Origin of the sequence: Neomoorella stamsii (genome assembly GCF_002995805.1) — a bacterium.
GTDB classification, from domain to species: Bacteria; Bacillota; DSM-521; order Neomoorellales; family Neomoorellaceae; genus Neomoorella; species Neomoorella stamsii.
This window is the reverse complement of sequence record NZ_PVXL01000055.1, coordinates 113,206-131,757: the sequence shown is the minus strand read 5'-3', so window position 1 is coordinate 131,757 and position 18,552 is coordinate 113,206. Positions and strand designations below refer to the sequence as shown.

The window sequence follows — 18,552 nt, the reverse complement described above, 5'->3', positions numbered from 1 at the left end:
CATGCGGGGAGTAGCCCTGGCCCGTGGTGCCTGCGGCGAGTTGGTCCAGGGGATGGTTGACGGTAAATATTTCCTCATTACCTGCCCGATTAATATTAGTGCCGAAGCGACTGTAACTTTGATCCCAGGAGGCCGGCTTCAGGGTCCCCCGGGAAAGAGCAAGGCCCTGGCGGCAGTACGCCTGGCCATGGCACTGCTGGGAGAGAAGCAATGGGGCGCCCGGCTGGCCATAAACAACCCCCTGCCGCCGGGCAAGGGGTTGGCCAGCAGTACGGCCGATGTGGCTGCGGCAGCCGCAGCTACGGCCAGGGCCCTGGGGGCAGAACTATCCCTGGAAGAGATTAAAAGGATAGCCCTGGCCATTGAACCGAGTGACGGTACCTTCCTGCCGGGTATTGTCCTTTTTGATCACCTCCGGGGCGAATTCTGGGAAAGTTTGGGGGAACCGCCGCCCCTGGCCATTTTAATCGTCGACCTGGGGGGGACGGTTGATACCGTCCTCTTTAACCAGCGCCGGGATCTAATGACTTTAAACCAGGCCAGGGAAGGGGCTGTCCGCCAGGCGGTGGCCCTGGTGCGGGAGGGACTGGCCCGCGGCCGGGCGGAATTAATTGCCCGCGGTGCTACTTTAAGCGCCTTGACCAACCAGGAAATTCTATACAAACCGGAACTGGAAACTCTGCTGGAGCTGGCTACCAGCCTTGGTGCCCTGGGGGTAAATGCAGCCCACAGCGGTACGGTAGCGGGTATCCTTTATCGACCTGGAGAAGTGGATATCCACGAACTGGAAAGAAAAATCCGGGCAGTCTTTCCTTATGTACATTTTATCCGGGCTACCATGACCGGTGGTGGAGTGGAGGCCAGGGATGAACCATGGTTTATGGGCAAACAGGTAACAGCGGTAGGGAGCTAGCCAGGCCAGTTCATGGCGGCGACTGGCAGGGGGCGGTAGAGAAATACGGCTGGCAGCCGGAAGAAATACTCGACTTCAGTGCTAATATCAACCCCCTGGGGCCGCCCGCCGGGGTCCTCGAAACCTTGCAGCAAAACCTGCAGGTCATCCAGCGTTACCCCGATCCCCAGTGCCGGCAGCTAAAAAAAGCCCTGGCTAGTTACCTGCAGGTAGACCCGGACGCAGTTATAGCCGCCAATGGAGCGACAGAATTGCTCTATCTCATCTGCCAGGCTTTAAAGCCCCGCCGCGTCCTTATCCCGGAGCCAACCTTTAGCGAATATCGCCGCGCCGCTTTAGTTGCCGGGGCCGAAGTGGTGACGATGGAACTTTACCCGGCTTCTTTCTTTGCCCTGGATATAGCCCGCTGGCGGCAAAACCTGGCCCGAGTAGATCTCGCCTTTTTATGCAACCCCAATAACCCTACGGGCCAGCTCCTGGAAAGAGCAGCTTTAGAGGAAATAGTTGACTTGTGCCAGAGGTATGGCGTTTTTCTCCTTGTCGATGAATCCTTCCTCGATTTCCTTCCCAACTGGCCGGAACTTTCCCTGGGCAGCCGGGCGGCTGCCAGGGAGGGATTATTGTCCTTACGCTCCCTGACCAAGATTTTTGCTCTACCGGGACTGCGCCTGGGCTGTGGTGTGGGCCATCCAGAACTGGTAGCCAGGCTGGAAGCCCGGCGGGACCCCTGGAGTGTCAATATCCTGGCCCAGATAGCCGGTGCTGTGGCCCTGGCCGACAGGGAGTACTTAGAGGCGACCCGGGAATTAATCAGGCAGGAAAAAGAATATCTTTATCATAGGCTGGCCAGGCTGGCAGGATTCCGGCCCTATCATCCCGAAGTTAATTTTATCCTGACGGAAATTACCGCCAGCGGCCTGACGGTTCCCCAGCTGGCAGCGCACCTGGCCCGGGAACGTATCTTAATTCGCGATTGTTCTTCTTTCCCCGGCCTGGGGCCGGCCTATTTTCGCGTGGCCGTACGTGAGCGGGGGGCCAACCAGAAGCTGCTGGCAGCTTTAGAGAAAGCGGTGGAGGAGAGTTAATTGCAGGGTACAAGGGTTTACCTGGTCCGCCATGGTGAAACGGAGTGGAACAACTCGGGGCGCTACCAGGGGCATTCGGATGTGGATTTGAGCTCAAAAGGCCGGCTGCAGGCAGAATTGCTGCGCGAGCGTTTTCGCCATATCTCCCTGGACGGTGTTTACAGCAGCGATCTCAGCCGGGCCCGGGAAACGGCGGTCACCATCGCTGCTCCCCATGGCCTGGAAGTGAATACAGTTACGGGTTTACGGGAAATAAACTTTGGCACCTGGGAAGGCCTGACCTACCAGGAGATAGTGGCGAGTTTCCCCTGCGAGTGGGAAGCATGGCGGCGGGATCCGGCCAATAAGATTGTCCCCGGCGGTGAAAGTTTCCGGCAGGTCAAGGAGCGGGTCTGGGAAGCCTTTAACGGGATCGTACGGCAGGAAATGGGGCGCAGCATCCTTCTGGTCGCCCACGGCGGCAGTCTCAGGACCCTTATTTGTGCCATCCTGGGACTGGATTTAACTGCTGTCTGGCGCTTTCGCCTGGACAATACCGGGGTCAGTATTGTCGATTGTTATGACGATAAGCACATCCTGGTGCTCTTAAACGATACCCACCACCTGGAAACCCTGGGCGGGCCCGACGGCAGCGGTATTTTATAATCAATCCAGGGTAAAAGAAAACCCTTTAAGGCAAACTACCTCCAGGAGGTGTTTGCCGTGGAACCTACCTTCAAGCCCTCGCGAGCGCCCTGGAGCACCCGGCCTGGCTTAAAGGAAATGGCTGCTGAGGTCGGGATAGATTTTGACCGCTTCCTGGCCGGCCTGGCTGCCAACCGCTCCGATACCGAACTGGCAGCCGAATTCGGGGTGGATTCCCAGGTTATTTTTCGCCTGCGGGACCACTTTGAACGTTACGGGATTCACTCCATCATGGGGCAGGATTAGCCGGGTCTCCCGGCTATTTTTTATATTTCCCGGGGAACTAATTTCAGATATAATAGGCTGGAATCAGGAGTAACCTGACAACGGTTTACCGGACAGGAGGCTGGTACTGCCAGCCGGACTTATGGTATAATTAAGCAATAATTTGGTCCTGATTTAAGGGGGCTTGACCTTGACAATGGATAAGATTATTGGGGAAGGCTTGACCTTTGATGATGTCCTGCTGGTTCCGGGTGAATCGGAAGTCTTACCGCGGGAAGTGGATATCAGTTCCAATTTCACCCGCCATATTCGCCTCAATACCCCCCTGGTAAGCGCCGCCATGGACACCGTAACCGAAGCCAGGATGGCCATCAGTATGGCCCGGGAAGGCGGCATCGGGGTTATCCATAAGAACATGTCCATTGAACGCCAGGCCAAAGAAGTTGACCGGGTTAAACGCTCAGAACACGGGGTCATCACCGATCCCATTTCCCTGACACCAGACCATAAGGTACGGGATGCCGTAGCTTTAATGGAGCACTATCATATTTCCGGCGTACCCATTACAGTTAAAGGCAAACTGGTGGGTATCATAACCAACCGGGATATCCGCTTCGAGGAAAATTATGACCGGCCCATCAGGGAAGTCATGACTAAAGACAACCTGGTGACGGCCCCGGTGGGAACTACTTTAAGCGAGGCCATGGCTATCTTGCGTCGCCACAAGATTGAAAAGCTGCCCCTGGTCGATGACGATTACAACCTGAAAGGGTTAATCACCATTAAGGACATCGAGAAGACCCGTAAATTTCCCCTGGCCTCCAAGGATGAAAGGGGGCGCCTCAGGGTAGCGGCAGCTGTGGGAACAGGAGCCGATACCATGACCAGGGTAGAAGCCCTGGTAGGGGCCGGGGTAGACGCCATCGTCGTTGACACGGCCCATGGCCAGGCCCGGAGTGTGCTGGAGACTGTCCGCCGGATTAAGGCCGCCTTTCCAGCAGTAGAACTAATAGCCGGTAATGTGGCCACAGCTGATGGGGCCCGGGCCCTGTGTGAGGCTGGTGTTGACGCCGTCAAGGTGGGCGTTGGCCCCGGTTCCATTTGTACCACCCGGGTTATTGCCGGCATTGGTGTGCCCCAGATTACGGCCATTATCGAATGTGCTCATGCGGCAGCTCCCTTTGGTGTACCGGTGATTGCCGACGGGGGTATTAAATATTCCGGCGATGTTACCAAGGCCCTTGCTGCCGGGGCCAGTACGGTCATGATCGGCAGCCTGCTGGCCGGGACGGAAGAAAGCCCCGGGGAAATTGAAATCTTCCAGGGCCGCAGTTTTAAGAGTTACCGCGGTATGGGTTCCCTGGCTGCCATGAAGGAGGGCAGCAAAGACCGCTATTTCCAGGAAGAAGCGGAAAAGCTGGTACCGGAAGGCATTGAAGGCCGGGTACCCTATAAAGGCCCCGTGGCGGAAACCATCTTCCAGCTGGTGGGGGGCCTGCGGGCCGGTATGGGTTACTGCGGTGCCAGGAATATTGCCGAGTTGCAGGCGAAAGGTCGCTTCATCCGCATTACCCCGGCGGGCTTGAGGGAAAGCCATCCCCACGACGTCATGATTACCAAGGAGGCTCCCAACTACCGGATTTAAGGTAGGGGGGCATTAAATTACTACTGCTGGTTCCCAGGGACCTCCCGGCCAGAATACAAGCTAAATATGTCGAACTGGTTCTCCTGGAAGGTTCAGAATGAAAGTATAAAAAAGCATAAATTGGGGAGAGGTGGAAGCAATGGCGGCAGAAGTATTCTGGGCTGATATGCGGACAGAAAAAGGGAAGAATCTCGTGGACAAGGTAGCCGCTTTATGGCGTAAAGCCGGTTTTCAAAGGGCCATTGCCCCGGAAGACCTGGTAGCCATCAAAATCCATTTTGGCGAAAGGGGGAATCTGGCCTACATTAACGCGGTTTTTGCCCGCCGGGTAGTGGAACTGGTGAAAGCCAGTCGGGGTAAACCTTTCCTTACGGATTCCAATACCCTCTATGTAGGTTCCCGTTCCAACGCCGTCGACCATTTACAGACGGCCATTGAAAACGGTTTTGCCTATGCTGTGGCCGGTGCTCCCTTGATCATAGCCGACGGCTTGAAAGGCAAGGATTATTATGAGGTACCGGTTAACGGCAGGCATTTCCAGCAGGTTAAAATCGGCAGCGCCATTTACCACGCCGACAGCATGGTGGTCATGAGCCACTTTAAAGGCCATGAATTGACGAGTTTTGGCGGGACTATTAAGAACCTGGGCATGGGTTGCGGCAGCCCGGGCGGCAAGCAGATGATGCACAGCGATGTCCTTCCCAAGGTCCAGGAAGATAAATGTATAGGCTGCGGCAGGTGCCGCCGCTGGTGCCCGGCAGGAGCCATTACCGTAAATGAAAAAGCCAGCATCAATGCCGAACTGTGCATTGGCTGCGGTGAGTGTACCGTGACCTGCCCGGAAAGGGCTATTAAAGCGAGCTTCAAGAGCGACCCGGTGGTATTGCAGGAAAAGATTGTAGAATTTGCCCGGGGAGCTATCAAGGATAAAGAGAATAAATGTGTCTTTTTTAACTTTGTGACGCATGTGGCTCCCGAATGCGATTGTAACTCCTGGAATGACGCCGCCATTATCCCCGATGTCGGCATACTTGCTTCCTGGGACCCGGTGGCCCTGGACCAGGCTAGTTTCGACCTGGCCAATGCCCAGCCGGCCCTGCCGGGAACCCGCCTGGACGGTCACGAGGGCGTTAAAGATAAATTCCTGGCCATCAGTGGGTATGACGGTACCCCCCTCTTAAAATATGCTGAGGAGATGGGCCTGGGAACGCGAGAATATAACCTGATTAAGATTTAAATAGTATAAATGGCAATGTGGTCTTTAAGTTGAAAAGACACATATATATTCCAGCAGGAGGATTGGAAAAAATGGCGAACTTATATGTTAAGAAGCTGGAAGGTAGGTCCGGCCGGCAGCTGGCGTACCGCCTGGCCTATGGTTGCGATCTCCTGGAAGCCCTGCAGGGTATAGTCGCGGAAGAGGATGTACGTTTCGGTTCCATTAACTTTTTGGGTAGTGTTTTGAAGGCTAAAGTAGGATATTTTTTGGTAGATGAAAAGCGTTTTATAACCTTGGAAATGGATCAGCTGATGGAAATTTTAAGCGGCCTGGGCAATGTTTCCCTGAAAGATGGTAAACCCTTTGTCCATGCCCACGTCATTTTCCTCGACCGCGAAGGAAAAATTCACGGAGGTCATCTCTTGCCGGGAACCATTGTTTATGCCGGGGAAGTTTTCATTGAGGAAATTGAGCTCCCGGCACCGCCGGAGCGGGTCTATGACCCGGTGACCGGATTAGCCCTGTGGAAATAGAATGGATTGAAGACTGGACAAATAATAATTTTACTGGGGGTGGGGATAATGCTCATACCGGTGAAGGTAAAACAGATAGTCCTGGATCAGAGCTTGAGCCCGGTAGTGTTACTGAGCGACCAGGAGGGAAATCAGGTTTTGCCCATCTGGGTGGGTCCTTTTGAAGCCCAGGCTATTGCCCTGGCCCTGCAAGGCATCCTGACACCGCGCCCCCTGACCCACGACCTGTTACGCTCCCTGTGTGAGAATCTGGGAGTGGAGGTTAAAAAGGTTCTGGTCCAGGATATCCGCGACGGTACCTATTATGCTGAACTTTACCTCCGCCAGGGGGATAAAGAGATAGTAGTTGATGCCCGGCCCAGCGACGCCATTGCCCTGGCCCTCAGGACCAACGCACCCCTCTATATCACTGAAAAGGTGGCAGCCTATACCTTAAATATTGAGGACCTGGTCAGTGCAGACCAGGTTGAGGATTTGCAGCAAATGCTGGTAGATAGTAAACCGGAGGATGATAAAAAGCACCTGCATTAACAGGTCCTCCATCCCGGCCAGGCAAAAGGCCGGGATTATTTGTAGCCAGGGCCAGGAAAATGTATAATAAAAAGGAGTTACATTCTATACTTCCGGAGGGTTCAAGTTTGGCGGGTCAAGGGAAAACCTTTAAGATTATCACCTACGGTTGCCAGATGAATCAAAGGGACAGCGAAATGATGGCCGACCTCCTCCAGGCAGCAGGTTATGAGCCGGTGGCTGACGAGGCAGATGCTGATGTCATTGTCCTTGATACCTGCTGCGTGCGGGAAAAGGCTGAGAATAAAGTTTACGGTAAACTGGGCCAGATAGAAAGACTGAAAAGTGCCAATCCAGACCTGGTAATTGTCGTAGCCGGTTGTATGGTCCAGCAGCCCGGCGTGGCCGCAAAGATCCGCCAGCAGGCACCTTATGTCGACTTGCTCCTGGGGACCCATAATCTAACTGAATTGCCCCGGCTGATTGAGGAAATCAGAGAACTACACCAGCCCCGGGTAGCAGTCCGGGAAGAGGAAGGCGCGATAGTAGAAGATTTGCCCCGGCGCCGGGCCCGCGGCGCCCAGGCCTTTGTAACCATCACCTATGGCTGCAATAATTTTTGTACCTACTGCATTGTGCCCTATGTCCGCGGCCGGGAGAGGAGCCGCCGGCCGGAAGATATATTAAAAGAAATCAAAGACCTGGTTGACCAGGGGGTTATTGAGGTAACCCTACTGGGCCAGAATGTCAATTCCTACGGGCGTGATTTAGAGGAGGAAATTAGTTTTGCCGACCTGTTAACCAGGGTCAACGCCATTGAAGGATTAAAACGTATTCGCTATGTGACTTCCCACCCCCGGGATTTTACTCCCCGGCTGGTGGAGACCATCAGCCGCCTGGACAAGGTATGCGAGCACGTGCACCTGCCCGTTCAGGCCGGCAGCAACCGCATCCTGGAACTCATGCACCGAGGCTATACGCGGGAGCATTACCTGGAGCTGGTCGCCTCTTTACGCCGGCATATTCCGGGAATTAGCCTGACTACCGACCTTATTGTCGGTTTTCCTGGCGAAACGGAAGAGGATTTCAGGGAGACCCTGGACCTGGTGGCCAGGATACAGTTTGATAATGCCTTTACCTTTATGTACTCGCCACGTAAAGGTACGGTGGCGGCTACCCTGCCCGGACAACTGCCCCTGGAAGTAAAGAAAGAACGCTTAAAGCGTTTAATGGAACTCCAGAACCAGATCAGCCTGGCGAAAAACGAAGCCCTGGTGGGGCAGGAAGTAGAGGTGCTGGTGGAAGGGCCGAGTAAAACGGATCCTTCCCGGTTAAGCGGGCGCACCCGGACCAACAAGCTGGTTATCTTCCCGGGGGACCAGGACTTAACCGGCAAGCTGGTCAATGTCCGGTTAACCCGGGCCCAGACGTGGTTATTAAAAGGGGAAATCAGCTGTGACTAAAGGACAGGCCCTGACACCCATGATGGAACAATACCGCCAGATTAAATCCCAGTATCCCGACAGCATCCTCTTTTTCCGCCTGGGCGATTTCTATGAGATGTTTTACGAGGATGCCGAAGTGGTATCCCGGGAACTGGACCTGGTGTTGACCTCCCGGGGCGGCAAGGAAGCGGCTCCCATGTGCGGGGTTCCTTATCACGCTGCCGATAGCTATTTAGCCCGCCTGATAGCTAAGGGCTATAAAGTAGCCATCTGTGAACAAATGGAAGATCCCCGCCAGGCCAAAGGCCTGGTCCGGCGAGAGGTTATCCGGGTGGTTACGCCAGGGACTATAATTGACGAAAAAGCCCTGCCGGCCAGGGGCAACAATTACCTGGCGGCCATCGTAGGTGAGGGCGGTAATTTAGGCCTGGCCTGGGCCGATGCCTCCACCGGTGAATTTCAATTTACCCTTTGCCCGGGCCTGGAAGAATTGCTTGACGAACTGGTTCGCCTGATGCCCGCGGAGTATTTACTGCCACCTGAACTGGCCACCGATGCTTCCTTTTGCCGGCGCCTGCAGCTCTATACCCGGGGCGTAATTACCAGCTGGGCCCCGCCAGCCGACCCGGCAGCTGCCCGGCAGGCGCTCCTCGACCACTTTGGTAAGGATAAACTGGACCAGGTGGAATTACCGCCGGCAGCCGGCCTGGCCGCAGCAATGGTTCTATCCTTCCTGCAGGCTACCCAGCATAGCTCCCTGGCTCACCTGGATGCCCCGCTACCGGCAGCTTCCACCAGTCGTATGGTTTTCGACCAGGCCACCCGGCGCAACCTGGAGCTGGTAGCCTGCGGCCGGGAGCAAAAGCGAGAGGGCTCTTTACTCTGGGTCCTGGATAAAACGGTGACCGCCATGGGAGCCCGCACCCTCAGGCGCTGGCTGGACCAGCCCCTGGTGGATGTCAGGGCCATTAAGGCCCGCCAGGAGGCCGTGGCGGAACTGGTGGACGGTTTTATCCTGCGCCAGGAGTTACGGCAATCCTTACAGGCCGTAAGGGACCTGGAGCGCCTGGCTGGCCGGGTGGCTTATGGTACGGCCGGCGGGCGGGACCTCCAATCCTTAAGGGGGTCCCTGGCGGTGGTGCCGGAAGTTATGGAGTTACTGGTAGGTGTCCAGGCCAGGTTTTTACTTAAAATCAGGGAACAGATGGATCCCCTGGCGGATCTGGTGGACCTCCTGGGCCGGGCCATCGTCGATGACCCGCCGGTTAGTATCCATGAGGGAGGGATAATCCGGCCCGGTTATAACGCCGAGGTTGATCATTTGCGCCAGGCGGCAGAGCACGGCCGGGAATGGATAGCCAGCCTGGAAGCTGAAGAAAGGGAACGGACGGGGATCAAGTCGCTAAAGGTAGGCTATAACCGGGTTTTTGGTTATTACATAGAGGTTACCCGGCCGAATCTACCCCAGGTACCGGCCGATTATGAGCGCAAACAGACCCTGGCCAACGCTGAGCGCTTTGTTACCCGCCGCCTCCAGGAACTGGAACGCCAGGTACTGGGAGCCGAAGAGAGACTGGTCCAGCTGGAGTATGAGCTTTTTCAAGCCCTCCGGGAAGAAGTGCTGAAAGTGCTGCCCCGCATCCAGCGCACGGCCCGGGCCCTGGGGGTCCTGGATGCCCTCCTTTCCCTGGCCACTGTGGCCGTGGATCATAATTATACCTGCCCCCAGGTAGATACCGGCATGGTTATCCAGATCGAGCAGGGGCGGCACCCGGTCGTGGAACTGGTGGAGGCCCACGGTAGCTTCGTACCCAACGACACTTACCTGGACCAGGAACAGCGGGTGCATATTATTACCGGCCCCAACATGGCCGGCAAATCCACCTATATCCGCCAGGTGGCTTTAATAGTGCTTATGGCCCAGATCGGCAGCTTTGTGCCGGCTCGCAGGGCAAGGATCGGGGTGGTAGACAGGATCTTTACCCGGGTGGGCGCCGCCGATGACCTCTTTGCCGGCCAGAGCACCTTTATGGTCGAGATGCAGGAAGTGGCCAACATCTTGCGCCATGCTACCCGGCGGAGCCTCGTCATCCTGGATGAAGTAGGGCGGGGGACAAGTACTGCCGACGGTTTAAGTATTGCCAGGGCGGTCACGGAGTATTTACATGATGTCACCGGCGCCCGTACCCTCTTTGCCACCCACTATCACGAACTGGTAACCCTGGCAGGGCAGCTGGCCGGGGTAAAAAATTACTGCGTAGCCGTCCGGGAAGAGGGTGAAGAGATTACCTTCCTGCGCACCATTGTTCCCGGCAGTACCGATAAAAGCTACGGTATACATGTGGCCCGCCTGGCCGGTTTACCCCTTGCGGTGCTTAAGCGTGCCCAGGAGCTTTTAGAACAGCAACCCGGTGGTGAAGTCCGGGCTGCCGTGAAAACGGTAAAGAACATAACACTGACCAGCATTGAAAAACAGGTTTTACATGAGCTGGCGAGTTTCGCCCTGATGGCCGCCACGCCCCTGGAAGCCATGGAACAGATTTTCCGCTGGCAGCGGCAGCTCCATCAGCAGGGGACGGAAATAGCAAAAATAAGCAGGGGATGATCCTTTGACAGGCGAACTTTGTCCCAGGATAGCCATCCTGGATGCCGACACAGCCAACCAGATCGCCGCCGGGGAAGTAGTCGAAAGGCCGGCCTCGGTGGTCAAAGAGCTGGTGGAAAATTCTTTAGATGCCGCTGCCCGGCATATTACCATTGAAGTTAAAGGGGGCGGCCTCACCTTAATCCGTGTCCGGGATGACGGCTGGGGGATTAACCGGGAGGATGCTGCCCTGGCCTTTGCCCGCCATGCTACCAGCAAGATTCGCCGGGCCGCCGACCTGTGGGGGATTACCACCCTGGGCTTCCGGGGTGAAGCTTTACCCAGTATTGCTGCCGTGGCCCGGGTAGAAATGGATACCAGGCCCCCGGGAGAGACTGCCGGTACCAGGGTAAGGATTGCCGGTGGCGGGGAGCCGGAGGTTACTGCAATCGGCTGCCCTCCTGGTACCACGGTTACAGTGACCGATTTATTTTATAATACTCCGGCGCGGCGGCAGTACTTAAAGAAACCGGCTAACGAGGCCCGCGCCATTGTTGCTGCTGTAGAAAAGCTGGCCCTGGCCCACCCGGAAGTAGCCTTTAGTCTCCACCTGGAGGGAAGGCGCCTGCTGTCTACCCCGGGTAATGGTGATTTACAGGCGGTGGTGGCGGCCCTATACGGACTGGAAACAGGCCGGGAATTACTGCCCCTGGCAGGAGATGGTGCAGGCTGGACCATGAAGGGTTTCATCTCGCCGCCCTGGTTACACCGGGCCGGCCGCAGTCAGCAGGTGTTAACTGTTAACGGCCGCTATATTTTTAACCGCGTCCTAACCCGGGCCGTGGAGGAGTGTTACCAGGCCGTTATTCCCAGCGGCCGCCATCCCCTTTTTATCCTGCAACTGGCTATAGACCCCCGCCTGGTGGATGTCAATGTCCACCCGGCCAAACTGGAGGTGCGCTTCCAGCAGGAATATGAGCTGGCCCGGCAGGTAGCCGCCCTGGTAAACAGGGCCCTGCATACTCCCCGGGCCGTCACGCCAGTAACCGCGGGCCGGCTGGAGGGAAGAAAGGCAACCGGGCCGGTCGCCCTCCAGCAGGATTTTAGTTTCCAGAGAAAGGAAGAAGAAGCCCGGTTTTGGGGAGAATATATATTAAGGGAAAGGCCCCTGGCAGAGGAAAAAAGGGTAGATAAGGTTGAAGAAGTACAGAAGGTAAAACCTGATAAGGAAATTGATGCCCGGAGCGACTTAAAAACGGAACCAGTGGAAGCCGGCGGCCAGGTCCTGCCAACCTTAAGGGCCATAGGCCAGCTACTTAATACCTACATCCTGGCTGAAGGCAAGGATGGCCTTTATATCATTGACCAGCACGCGGCCCATGAACGCTGTCGCTTTGAAAGCCTGCAAAAACGGGTTAACTCCGGCAGATGGCCGGCGCAGATGCTGGAGCCCCCCCTGACCTTACACCTGGCCCCGGCCATGACGGTGAAACTCATTGACCAGATTGTGACCTTGCGGGAGCTGGGGTTTATAGTTGAAACCTTTGGCACCAATTCCTTTTTGCTGCGGTCGGTGCCCTTAGGTGTACCACAGGGTAAAGAAAGGGAAGTCCTGGAGGATTTCCTGACCGGCGATAATCTGCCGGCAGGGGAAAGGCTCCTGAAGCTCATCGCCTGTCATGGGGCCATTAAAGCAGGGGCTCCCCTCAGTGGGGCAGAGATGCAAAAGCTTTTGGACGAACTGCAGGGCCTTAGCCAGCCTTATACCTGCCCTCACGGCCGGCCGGCAGTGGTCCACCTGGACCAGGCCACCCTCGCCCGTTATTTTCACCGGCCTTTAGCGTAAATGGAGGATGTAAAAACTTGACTGCCAAGGAACCTCTGGCGGCCATCGTCGGGCCCACGGCTACCGGTAAATCGGCCATAGCCCTGCAGGTAGCTGCCAGGCTGAAGGCGGAAATAATCTCCGCCGATTCCGCCCAGGTTTACCGGGGTATGGATATTGGCACAGCCAAATTAACGCCGGCAGAACGGGTGGGCCCTGACGGAGTACCCGTACCCCATCATTTAATCGACATTGTTAATCCGGACGAGCCCTTTAGTGTAGCTGATTTTCAAAGGCTGGCCCGGGAAACGGTAACGTCCATTCTCCAACGGGGACGCCTGCCCCTGCTGGTAGGGGGAACGGGCCTTTATTACCAGGCGGTAGTCGATCCCTACCTTTTTACTCCCATGCCCGGGGACAAAAAAATCCGGCAACATCTGGAGGAACAGGCGCGGAGCCGCGGTAATGAATACCTTTATGAACAGTTAAAAAGAGTTGACCCGGAAGCGGCGCGGCGGATTCACCTCCATGACCGGCGCCGGCTGGTCAGGGCTTTGGAAGTTTATATCATGACGGGTAAGCCCATTTCGGCGGCCTTAGAATGGCGGCGACGGCAAGAAACGCCTTACCACCTGGCGGCAGTTGCCCTGACTATGCCCAGGCCGCAACTTTACCGCCGGATAGAAAACCGGATCGATGCCATGATAGCCAAGGGGCTGGTAGAGGAAGTCCGAGGCTTACTGGCCAGGTATGATTACCGCCTGCCAGCCCTCCAGGCCGTGGGCTATAAGGAAATTGGCGCTTACGTCCGCGGTGAGATGGAACTGGAGGAAGCTGTAGCCCTCTTGAAACGTAATACCAGGCGCCTGGCCAAAAGGCAGCTGACATGGTTTAAGCGGGATACACGCCTGCGCTGGTGGGAAGTAGAACCCGGGAGGATAGAGGAAATATCTGCAGACATTGCTAATTATATTGCAGGACACCTTGATATTAATGTAGAATAGGGTTATACTAAACAAAAAATACCAACCTGGAGGGTACAAAATGAATAAAACACAAGGGAACCTGCAGGACTTGTTTTTAAATGTGTTGCGCAGGGACAATACCCCCGTCACTATTTACCTGATTAACGGTTTTCAACTGAAAGGGGTAGTACGGGGCTTTGACAATTTTACCGTGGTCCTGGATGCCGATGGCAAGCAACAAATGATCTACAAGCATGCCATTTCCACCATCATGCCCTTCCGGCCGGTTAATCTCATGGCCGAGAGCAAGGCGGAAGCCAAATAATACTTACCACCCCCGGAACTCCCCGGCCTGAACCGGGGAGTTTTTTCTGTCGTGGTCAGGATGATTTAAGGGGACGGGTATAATCTGCGGTTCCAGGTTAAAAAATAGGGCCAAGGAGGAATTTTACATGCCCGGACCCAAAGTAAAGTGCAAAGTAAATACCTGTAACCACTGGATGAACGGCGACCTCTGTGCGGCAGGCAATATTGATATTATGCATGAAGAAGAGGGCAAGATGGCCCAGAATCCCGAACAGACCCAGTGCAAGACCTTTTATGCCCGCCGGGGGCTGGCCAACCTGCTGGGCTCCCTGGATAATGTCAACTGGGGCGGCCTCTTGAGCAATACCTTCCTGCCAGGTGGAGAACTTTATCCCTCTGTTACCTGTATCGTCAATACCTGTACTTACTGGGCGGAAGGAAACCACTGTAAGGCCGAAAAGATTGATGTGGTCGGCGTTAATGCCGACGAAAGCCAGGATACCAACTGTTTTACCTTTAAGCGCAAAAGTTAAGCAGGAAAGAAATAGCAGGGCCGGTTCTACCGGCCTTTTTTCTTACCCGGCCCGGTGGCGCGTATAAATAAAATAAAGAGAGCAGGGGAGGGCGGGTGAGAAAATTGCAGGTTAAATTTGGCACCAGTAACACTAAAGGAAGTAACAGGTCCCTGATTCGCCCCCTCCAGCGTGACCGGGGCAGCGGGGAAAATGAATTAAACAGCCGGCGGCGGGTGGATGCTGTTATGGCCGAGCTGGGAAAAATGATCGGCCTGGAGAATGTCAAGGGTTTAATCAAGGAATTAAGGGCCTTTGTCGAGATTCAACGCCGGCGCCAGCGGGAAGGGCTGGTGAGCAGCGCCAATACCCTGCACATGATTTTTAAAGGCAACCCGGGTACAGGGAAAAGTACCGTCGCCAGGCTGATGGGGCGGTTATTCAAAGAACTCGGCGTCTTGTCCCACGGACACCTGCTTGAGGTAGAACGGGCCGACCTGGTGGGGGAGTATATCGGCCACACGGCCCACAAAACCCGGGAACAGCTAAAAAAGGCCATAGGTGGCATACTCTTTATTGATGAGGCCTATTCCCTGGCCCGGGGCGGGGAGAAGGATTTTGGCCGCGAAGCCATTGACGTCCTGGTCAAGGGTATGGAGGATTACCGCGATAACCTGATTCTCATCCTGGCCGGTTATAAAGACGAAATGGACTATTTCCTGGAGACAAATCCGGGGCTGCGTTCCCGTTTTCCTATCCAGCTGGAATTTCCCGATTATACTGTGCCGGAATTGCTGGCCATTGCCCAGGCGATGCTGGCTGAAAAACAATATATCCTTACGCCAGCGGCTGCCGGGGAGCTAGAAAAGATTTTACGCCGGGAAGTCCTTTTTGGCCACCGTTATAATGGCAATGCCCGCATGGTCCGCAATATTATCGAAAGGGCCATGCGTCGCCAGGCCGTGCGGCTGGTAAATAAGAAAAACCTTACCCGGCAGGAATTGATGAGTATTGAAAAGGAAGACCTGTTGCGACCAGCCCTGCCGGCCGGGGTAAAGGAAGGGGAAAGCAATCTTCCCGGGGGACCGCCGATCTGCTATAATAACTCCCGGTAGTTTGAGGTGCGGGGGTTAAGAATTGGATTGGCACAAAAATATAACCAGGTTTTTTCCCATTGCTCCCTGGCTGGTAGAGAAGCTAGAGGCAGCCGAAAATGATAGCCGGGAAGCAATCGCGGCCGTAAATGCCGTCAGCGCCTATAATCACTTAAAGGTACTCCAGGCCTTTCAAAGGCAGGGGATAAACGAGTACCATTTCCAAGATTCCACGGGCTATGGCTATGGTGACCTGGGGCGTTCCACCCTGGAGCGGCTTTTTGCCAGCCTTTTTGGCGGCAATGCTGCCCTGGTTCGCCCGCAGATTGTTTCCGGTACCCACGCCCTGACCCTGGCTTTAAGTGCCCTTCTGCGACCCGGTGATACCTTACTGTCCGCCTGTGGCCGCCCCTACGACACCCTGGCTACGGTCATCGGCCTGGGCCCGCGGGTAGCGGGAAGCTTAAGGGAATGGGGAATAAAATACGCCGAAGTAGCCTTAGATACCCAAGGCCGTCCGGATCTGGCAAAGCTGGCCGAGGCTGTAGATGGCATGCGGCCCCGTATGTGCCTTATCCAGCGTTCCCGGGGCTATAGCTTACGGCCTTCCCTGGGTATCCAGGAATTGGCCCGGATAATCAGCATCATTAAAGAGGCCAACCGGGAAACCGTCTGCCTGGTCGATAACTGTTACGGGGAGCTGGTAGAGGAGCAGGAACCGGGTGAGATAGGGGCCGACCTGGTGGTGGGTTCTTTAATTAAAAACCCCGGCGGCGGTCTGGCACCGGGCGGTGGCTATATAGTGGGACGGGAGGACCTGGTAGAGGAGGTGGCGGCGCGCCTGACCGCACCCGGCCTGGGGGGTGAGCTGGGGGCCTTTACTGAGAAACGCCTTTATTACCAGGGCTTATACCTGGCTCCCCTGGTAGTCAGGGAAGCCCTTACGGGAGCCATCGTTGCGGCTGCCTTTTTCCAAGGCCTGGGCTTTGACGTTGACCCTTTGCCCGGGGAACGAAGGCGGGATATCGTACAATGTATTATCCTGAGACAGCGGGAAACACTGCTGGCCTTTTGCCAGGGGCTGCAAAAGGGTTGCCCGGTAGAGGCGACTACGGTACCGGAACCAGCCCTGCTGCCCGGTTATGAAGACCAAGTCATCATGGCTGGGGGGACCTTTATCCAGGGCTCTTCCATTGAGCTCAGCGCCGATGGCCCCTTACGGCCGCCCTATGCCGTTTTCCTCCAGGGGGGACAGGCCTATCCCTATACCAGGGTCGCCCTCCTGATGGCGGCCCAGGAAATGGTAAACCGGGGTTTGCTTCAGGAGAAACGGCGGTAAAGGCCGGTGACCTTACCCAGGATGGTTACTTCCCGGGTTTTAATGGGTTGCAGGCGGCTGTTGGCCGGGACCAGTTCTATATGGTCTTCATAGCGGTGGAAATATTTAACGGTAGCTTCGTCACCGAGGAGAGCAACGACAATATCACCGTTTTCGGCCCTGTCCTGGGGCCGGACAATGAGGTAATCGCCATTCAGGATACCGGCTTCAATCATGCTGTCGCCCTGGACCTGGAGCATAAAGGCGTCTTCACTCCCGGCCAGTTCGGAGGGGAGAGGGAAGACTTCTTCGATATTTTCCACGGCCAGGATGGGCTGACCCGCGGTAATTTTGCCCAGCAGGGGGACGGAAACCATGTTTCTAGTGGTATGGGAAGGGCCCGGGTAGGTAGTAAGGATTTCGATGGCCCGGGAGCGGGTGGGATCGCGGCGGATGTAACCCTTTTTCTCCAGCCGGTTTAAATGGCCGTGAACGGTAGAACTTGAACGCAGGCCAGTAGCCTGGCAGATGTCCCGGACCGTAGGTGGGTAACCGTGCACATCGATAAAATGGCGAATATAGTTAAGGACCATTTCTTGCCTGGGCGTTAAATCGGACGTCAACCTCAATCCCTCCCGGTTCATTCTATAATTTAATCCTAACATATTTTTACCCTGTAAACAACTGTTCGTTACAAGAACAGCAAAATATTTTCTGATATTAGTATGAATAATCCAGGCACGGGTCCTGCAATACCAGAAATTAAAATCCTGCTCACAAAGCCGGCAGAGGCAGTACCCGGTATTTTGCAGCTCAAAGATTAGCAGGTATTAGCAGGTAAATGAAGGAGATTACTTAGCTGTAGAAACTACAACTTCCTATAATAATTATTATGTTAAGTAATAGCTAATCCCTGGGCAATCACCGATTGCACCGCCGGGCTACATCAGGTTCCGGCCGGGTTTTGGGTAAGGCAGTCATGACCGGCATTAGCACCCGTATGTTCCCGGATGTCCTTTAAATTGTGGCAGCATTGCCTGGTTACTATGTGGTCCAATATCTTGCTATCCGTGACTTTATTACAGTAGCAGATTATCCGGGGCGATTTTTCTTTAAACCAGACCGGTACGCGGATATTTTCTTTGGTAAATACGGTACCATGATCACTATAGTAAACAACATTACATGATGGCGACAGGCATAAATTGTACTGGGTATTGCTTAAAGAAGCCGCTGCCGCCGTATTAAGTAAACTAGCTACCGTTATACCTGGTACTTTTTGCCCCTTTGTACCACAAACCGGGCAAGCCGTGGTAGCTTCCTTGCCCTTACCACCGCAGACTTCATGATTCACTATGAGTATTCCCTTCCTTAATTAAGTATTAAAAGAGCTGGCCCGTTAACCTCGGGTAAGGTTTTAGGACCAGCTATACTACTCTTATTATTTATTTTCCGGGCCCCGTTCGGATCAATAATAACCTGGTTGCCGCGGATATGATGAAGTTCTCTGGCCCTTACCTTTGAACGACGGTCCTGATTGGGGCCATTACGGCTGAGTTTAAAACGCCTGGGCATCTCTTCCCCCCCTTTTGTAAAGAGTTGTATCGGTTTTTGGTCATGCTAATTATTGAGTAAAAGTTGAGCTTCGGAGCTCTAAAGTAATTCATATCGCTAGTTTATGTACCCTAC

General features: G+C 55.0%; 19 protein-coding genes. 16 read left to right on the top strand and 3 right to left on the bottom strand.

The window, feature by feature from the left end; genetic code table 11:
* The first annotated feature begins 1 nt into the window (after position 1).
* From MOST_RS12705 to MOST_RS12630, 16 genes are all read left to right on the top strand, one after another.
* Positions 2-913: a GHMP family kinase ATP-binding protein gene (locus MOST_RS12705; RefSeq protein ID WP_106007180.1), complete on the top strand. Its 912-nt coding sequence runs from the start codon at positions 2-4 to the stop codon at positions 911-913.
* A complete protein-coding gene (gene cobD, locus MOST_RS12700) occupies positions 874-1,998 on the top strand; it encodes a threonine-phosphate decarboxylase CobD (protein WP_054937661.1) in 1,125 nt (374 codons plus the stop codon). The genes MOST_RS12705 and cobD overlap by 40 nt, the downstream gene beginning before the upstream one ends.
* Complete coding sequence (cobC, locus tag MOST_RS12695; protein ID WP_054937660.1) at positions 1,999-2,643, top strand: alpha-ribazole phosphatase; 645 nt, start codon at positions 1,999-2,001, stop codon at positions 2,641-2,643.
* A 57-nt stretch (positions 2,644-2,700) separates the two neighbouring features.
* A complete protein-coding gene (locus tag MOST_RS12690; RefSeq protein WP_083476759.1) occupies positions 2,701-2,928 on the top strand; it encodes a hypothetical protein in 228 nt (75 codons plus the stop codon).
* A 175-nt stretch (positions 2,929-3,103) separates the two neighbouring features.
* Entirely contained in the window at positions 3,104-4,552 is a 1,449-nt protein-coding gene (guaB, locus tag MOST_RS12685) for an IMP dehydrogenase (RefSeq protein WP_054937711.1), read from the top strand.
* A 139-nt stretch (positions 4,553-4,691) separates the two neighbouring features.
* A complete protein-coding gene (locus tag MOST_RS12680; RefSeq protein WP_054937659.1) occupies positions 4,692-5,789 on the top strand; it encodes a DUF362 domain-containing protein in 1,098 nt (365 codons plus the stop codon).
* A 71-nt stretch (positions 5,790-5,860) separates the two neighbouring features.
* A complete protein-coding gene (locus tag MOST_RS12675; protein WP_054937658.1) occupies positions 5,861-6,304 on the top strand; it encodes a PPC domain-containing DNA-binding protein in 444 nt (147 codons plus the stop codon).
* Positions 6,305-6,352: 48 nt separating this feature from the next.
* Positions 6,353-6,835 (top strand): bifunctional nuclease family protein, encoded by a 483-nt coding sequence (locus tag MOST_RS12670; protein ID WP_054937657.1) that lies wholly within the window; start codon positions 6,353-6,355, stop codon positions 6,833-6,835.
* A gap of 107 nt (positions 6,836-6,942) precedes the next feature.
* Positions 6,943-8,277: a tRNA (N6-isopentenyl adenosine(37)-C2)-methylthiotransferase MiaB gene (gene miaB, locus MOST_RS12665; RefSeq protein WP_244267170.1), complete on the top strand. Its 1,335-nt coding sequence runs from the start codon at positions 6,943-6,945 to the stop codon at positions 8,275-8,277.
* Between the two features lie 19 nt (positions 8,278-8,296).
* Positions 8,297-10,864: a DNA mismatch repair protein MutS gene (gene mutS, locus MOST_RS12660; RefSeq protein ID WP_054937710.1), complete on the top strand. Its 2,568-nt coding sequence runs from the start codon at positions 8,297-8,299 to the stop codon at positions 10,862-10,864.
* Positions 10,865-10,868: 4 nt separating this feature from the next.
* Positions 10,869-12,689: a DNA mismatch repair endonuclease MutL gene (mutL, locus tag MOST_RS12655; RefSeq protein ID WP_054937655.1), complete on the top strand. Its 1,821-nt coding sequence runs from the start codon at positions 10,869-10,871 to the stop codon at positions 12,687-12,689.
* 17 nt (positions 12,690-12,706) lie between these two features.
* Positions 12,707-13,672 (top strand): tRNA (adenosine(37)-N6)-dimethylallyltransferase MiaA, encoded by a 966-nt coding sequence (gene miaA / locus MOST_RS12650; protein WP_054937654.1) that lies wholly within the window; start codon positions 12,707-12,709, stop codon positions 13,670-13,672.
* Positions 13,673-13,712: 40 nt separating this feature from the next.
* A complete protein-coding gene (hfq, locus tag MOST_RS12645; protein ID WP_054937653.1) occupies positions 13,713-13,958 on the top strand; it encodes an RNA chaperone Hfq in 246 nt (81 codons plus the stop codon).
* A 127-nt stretch (positions 13,959-14,085) separates the two neighbouring features.
* Positions 14,086-14,472 carry a DUF1540 domain-containing protein gene (locus MOST_RS12640; RefSeq protein ID WP_054937652.1) on the top strand — a complete coding sequence of 129 codons (387 nt, stop codon included), beginning with the start codon at positions 14,086-14,088 and terminating at the stop codon, positions 14,470-14,472.
* A 104-nt stretch (positions 14,473-14,576) separates the two neighbouring features.
* On the top strand, positions 14,577-15,566 hold the full coding sequence (locus MOST_RS12635; protein WP_054937651.1) for an AAA family ATPase: 990 nt from the start codon (positions 14,577-14,579) through the stop codon (positions 15,564-15,566).
* 22 nt (positions 15,567-15,588) lie between these two features.
* Positions 15,589-16,884, top strand: a complete 1,296-nt coding sequence (locus MOST_RS12630; protein WP_054937650.1) for a methionine gamma-lyase family protein — start codon at positions 15,589-15,591, stop codon at positions 16,882-16,884.
* Here MOST_RS12630 and lexA read toward each other — a convergent pair.
* From lexA to MOST_RS12615, 3 genes are all read right to left on the bottom strand, one after another.
* A complete protein-coding gene (lexA, locus tag MOST_RS12625) occupies positions 16,866-17,507 on the bottom strand; it encodes a transcriptional repressor LexA (RefSeq protein ID WP_054937649.1) in 642 nt (213 codons plus the stop codon). The genes MOST_RS12630 and lexA overlap by 19 nt on opposite strands.
* A 302-nt stretch (positions 17,508-17,809) precedes the next feature.
* Positions 17,810-18,220 carry a (2Fe-2S)-binding protein gene (locus tag MOST_RS12620; protein WP_340637981.1) on the bottom strand — a complete coding sequence of 137 codons (411 nt, stop codon included), beginning with the start codon at positions 18,218-18,220 and terminating at the stop codon, positions 17,810-17,812.
* Between the two features lie 14 nt (positions 18,221-18,234).
* On the bottom strand, positions 18,235-18,438 hold the full coding sequence (locus MOST_RS12615; protein WP_054937647.1) for a hypothetical protein: 204 nt from the start codon (positions 18,436-18,438) through the stop codon (positions 18,235-18,237).
* Positions 18,439-18,552: the final 114 nt, after the last annotated feature.

Bases quoted from the DNA above. Each gene is read 5' to 3' on its own strand.
- MOST_RS12705 (WP_106007180.1), top strand. From the start codon at position 2: ATGCGGGGAGTAGCCCTGGCCCGTGGTGCCTGCGGCGAGTTGGTCCAG.
- cobD (WP_054937661.1), top strand. From the start codon at position 874: ATGGTTTATGGGCAAACAGGTAACAGCGGTAGGGAGCTAGCCAGGCCA.
- guaB (WP_054937711.1), top strand. From the start codon at position 3,104: ATGGATAAGATTATTGGGGAAGGCTTGACCTTTGATGATGTCCTGCTG.
- MOST_RS12680 (WP_054937659.1), top strand. From the start codon at position 4,692: ATGGCGGCAGAAGTATTCTGGGCTGATATGCGGACAGAAAAAGGGAAG.
- MOST_RS12675 (WP_054937658.1), top strand. From the start codon at position 5,861: ATGGCGAACTTATATGTTAAGAAGCTGGAAGGTAGGTCCGGCCGGCAG.
- MOST_RS12670 (WP_054937657.1), top strand. From the start codon at position 6,353: ATGCTCATACCGGTGAAGGTAAAACAGATAGTCCTGGATCAGAGCTTG.
- mutS (WP_054937710.1), top strand. From the start codon at position 8,297: ATGATGGAACAATACCGCCAGATTAAATCCCAGTATCCCGACAGCATC.
- hfq (WP_054937653.1), top strand. From the start codon at position 13,713: ATGAATAAAACACAAGGGAACCTGCAGGACTTGTTTTTAAATGTGTTG.
- MOST_RS12640 (WP_054937652.1), top strand. From the start codon at position 14,086: ATGCCCGGACCCAAAGTAAAGTGCAAAGTAAATACCTGTAACCACTGG.
- lexA (WP_054937649.1), bottom strand. From the start codon at position 17,507: ATGAACCGGGAGGGATTGAGGTTGACGTCCGATTTAACGCCCAGGCAA.
- MOST_RS12615 (WP_054937647.1), bottom strand. From the start codon at position 18,438: ATGCCCAGGCGTTTTAAACTCAGCCGTAATGGCCCCAATCAGGACCGT.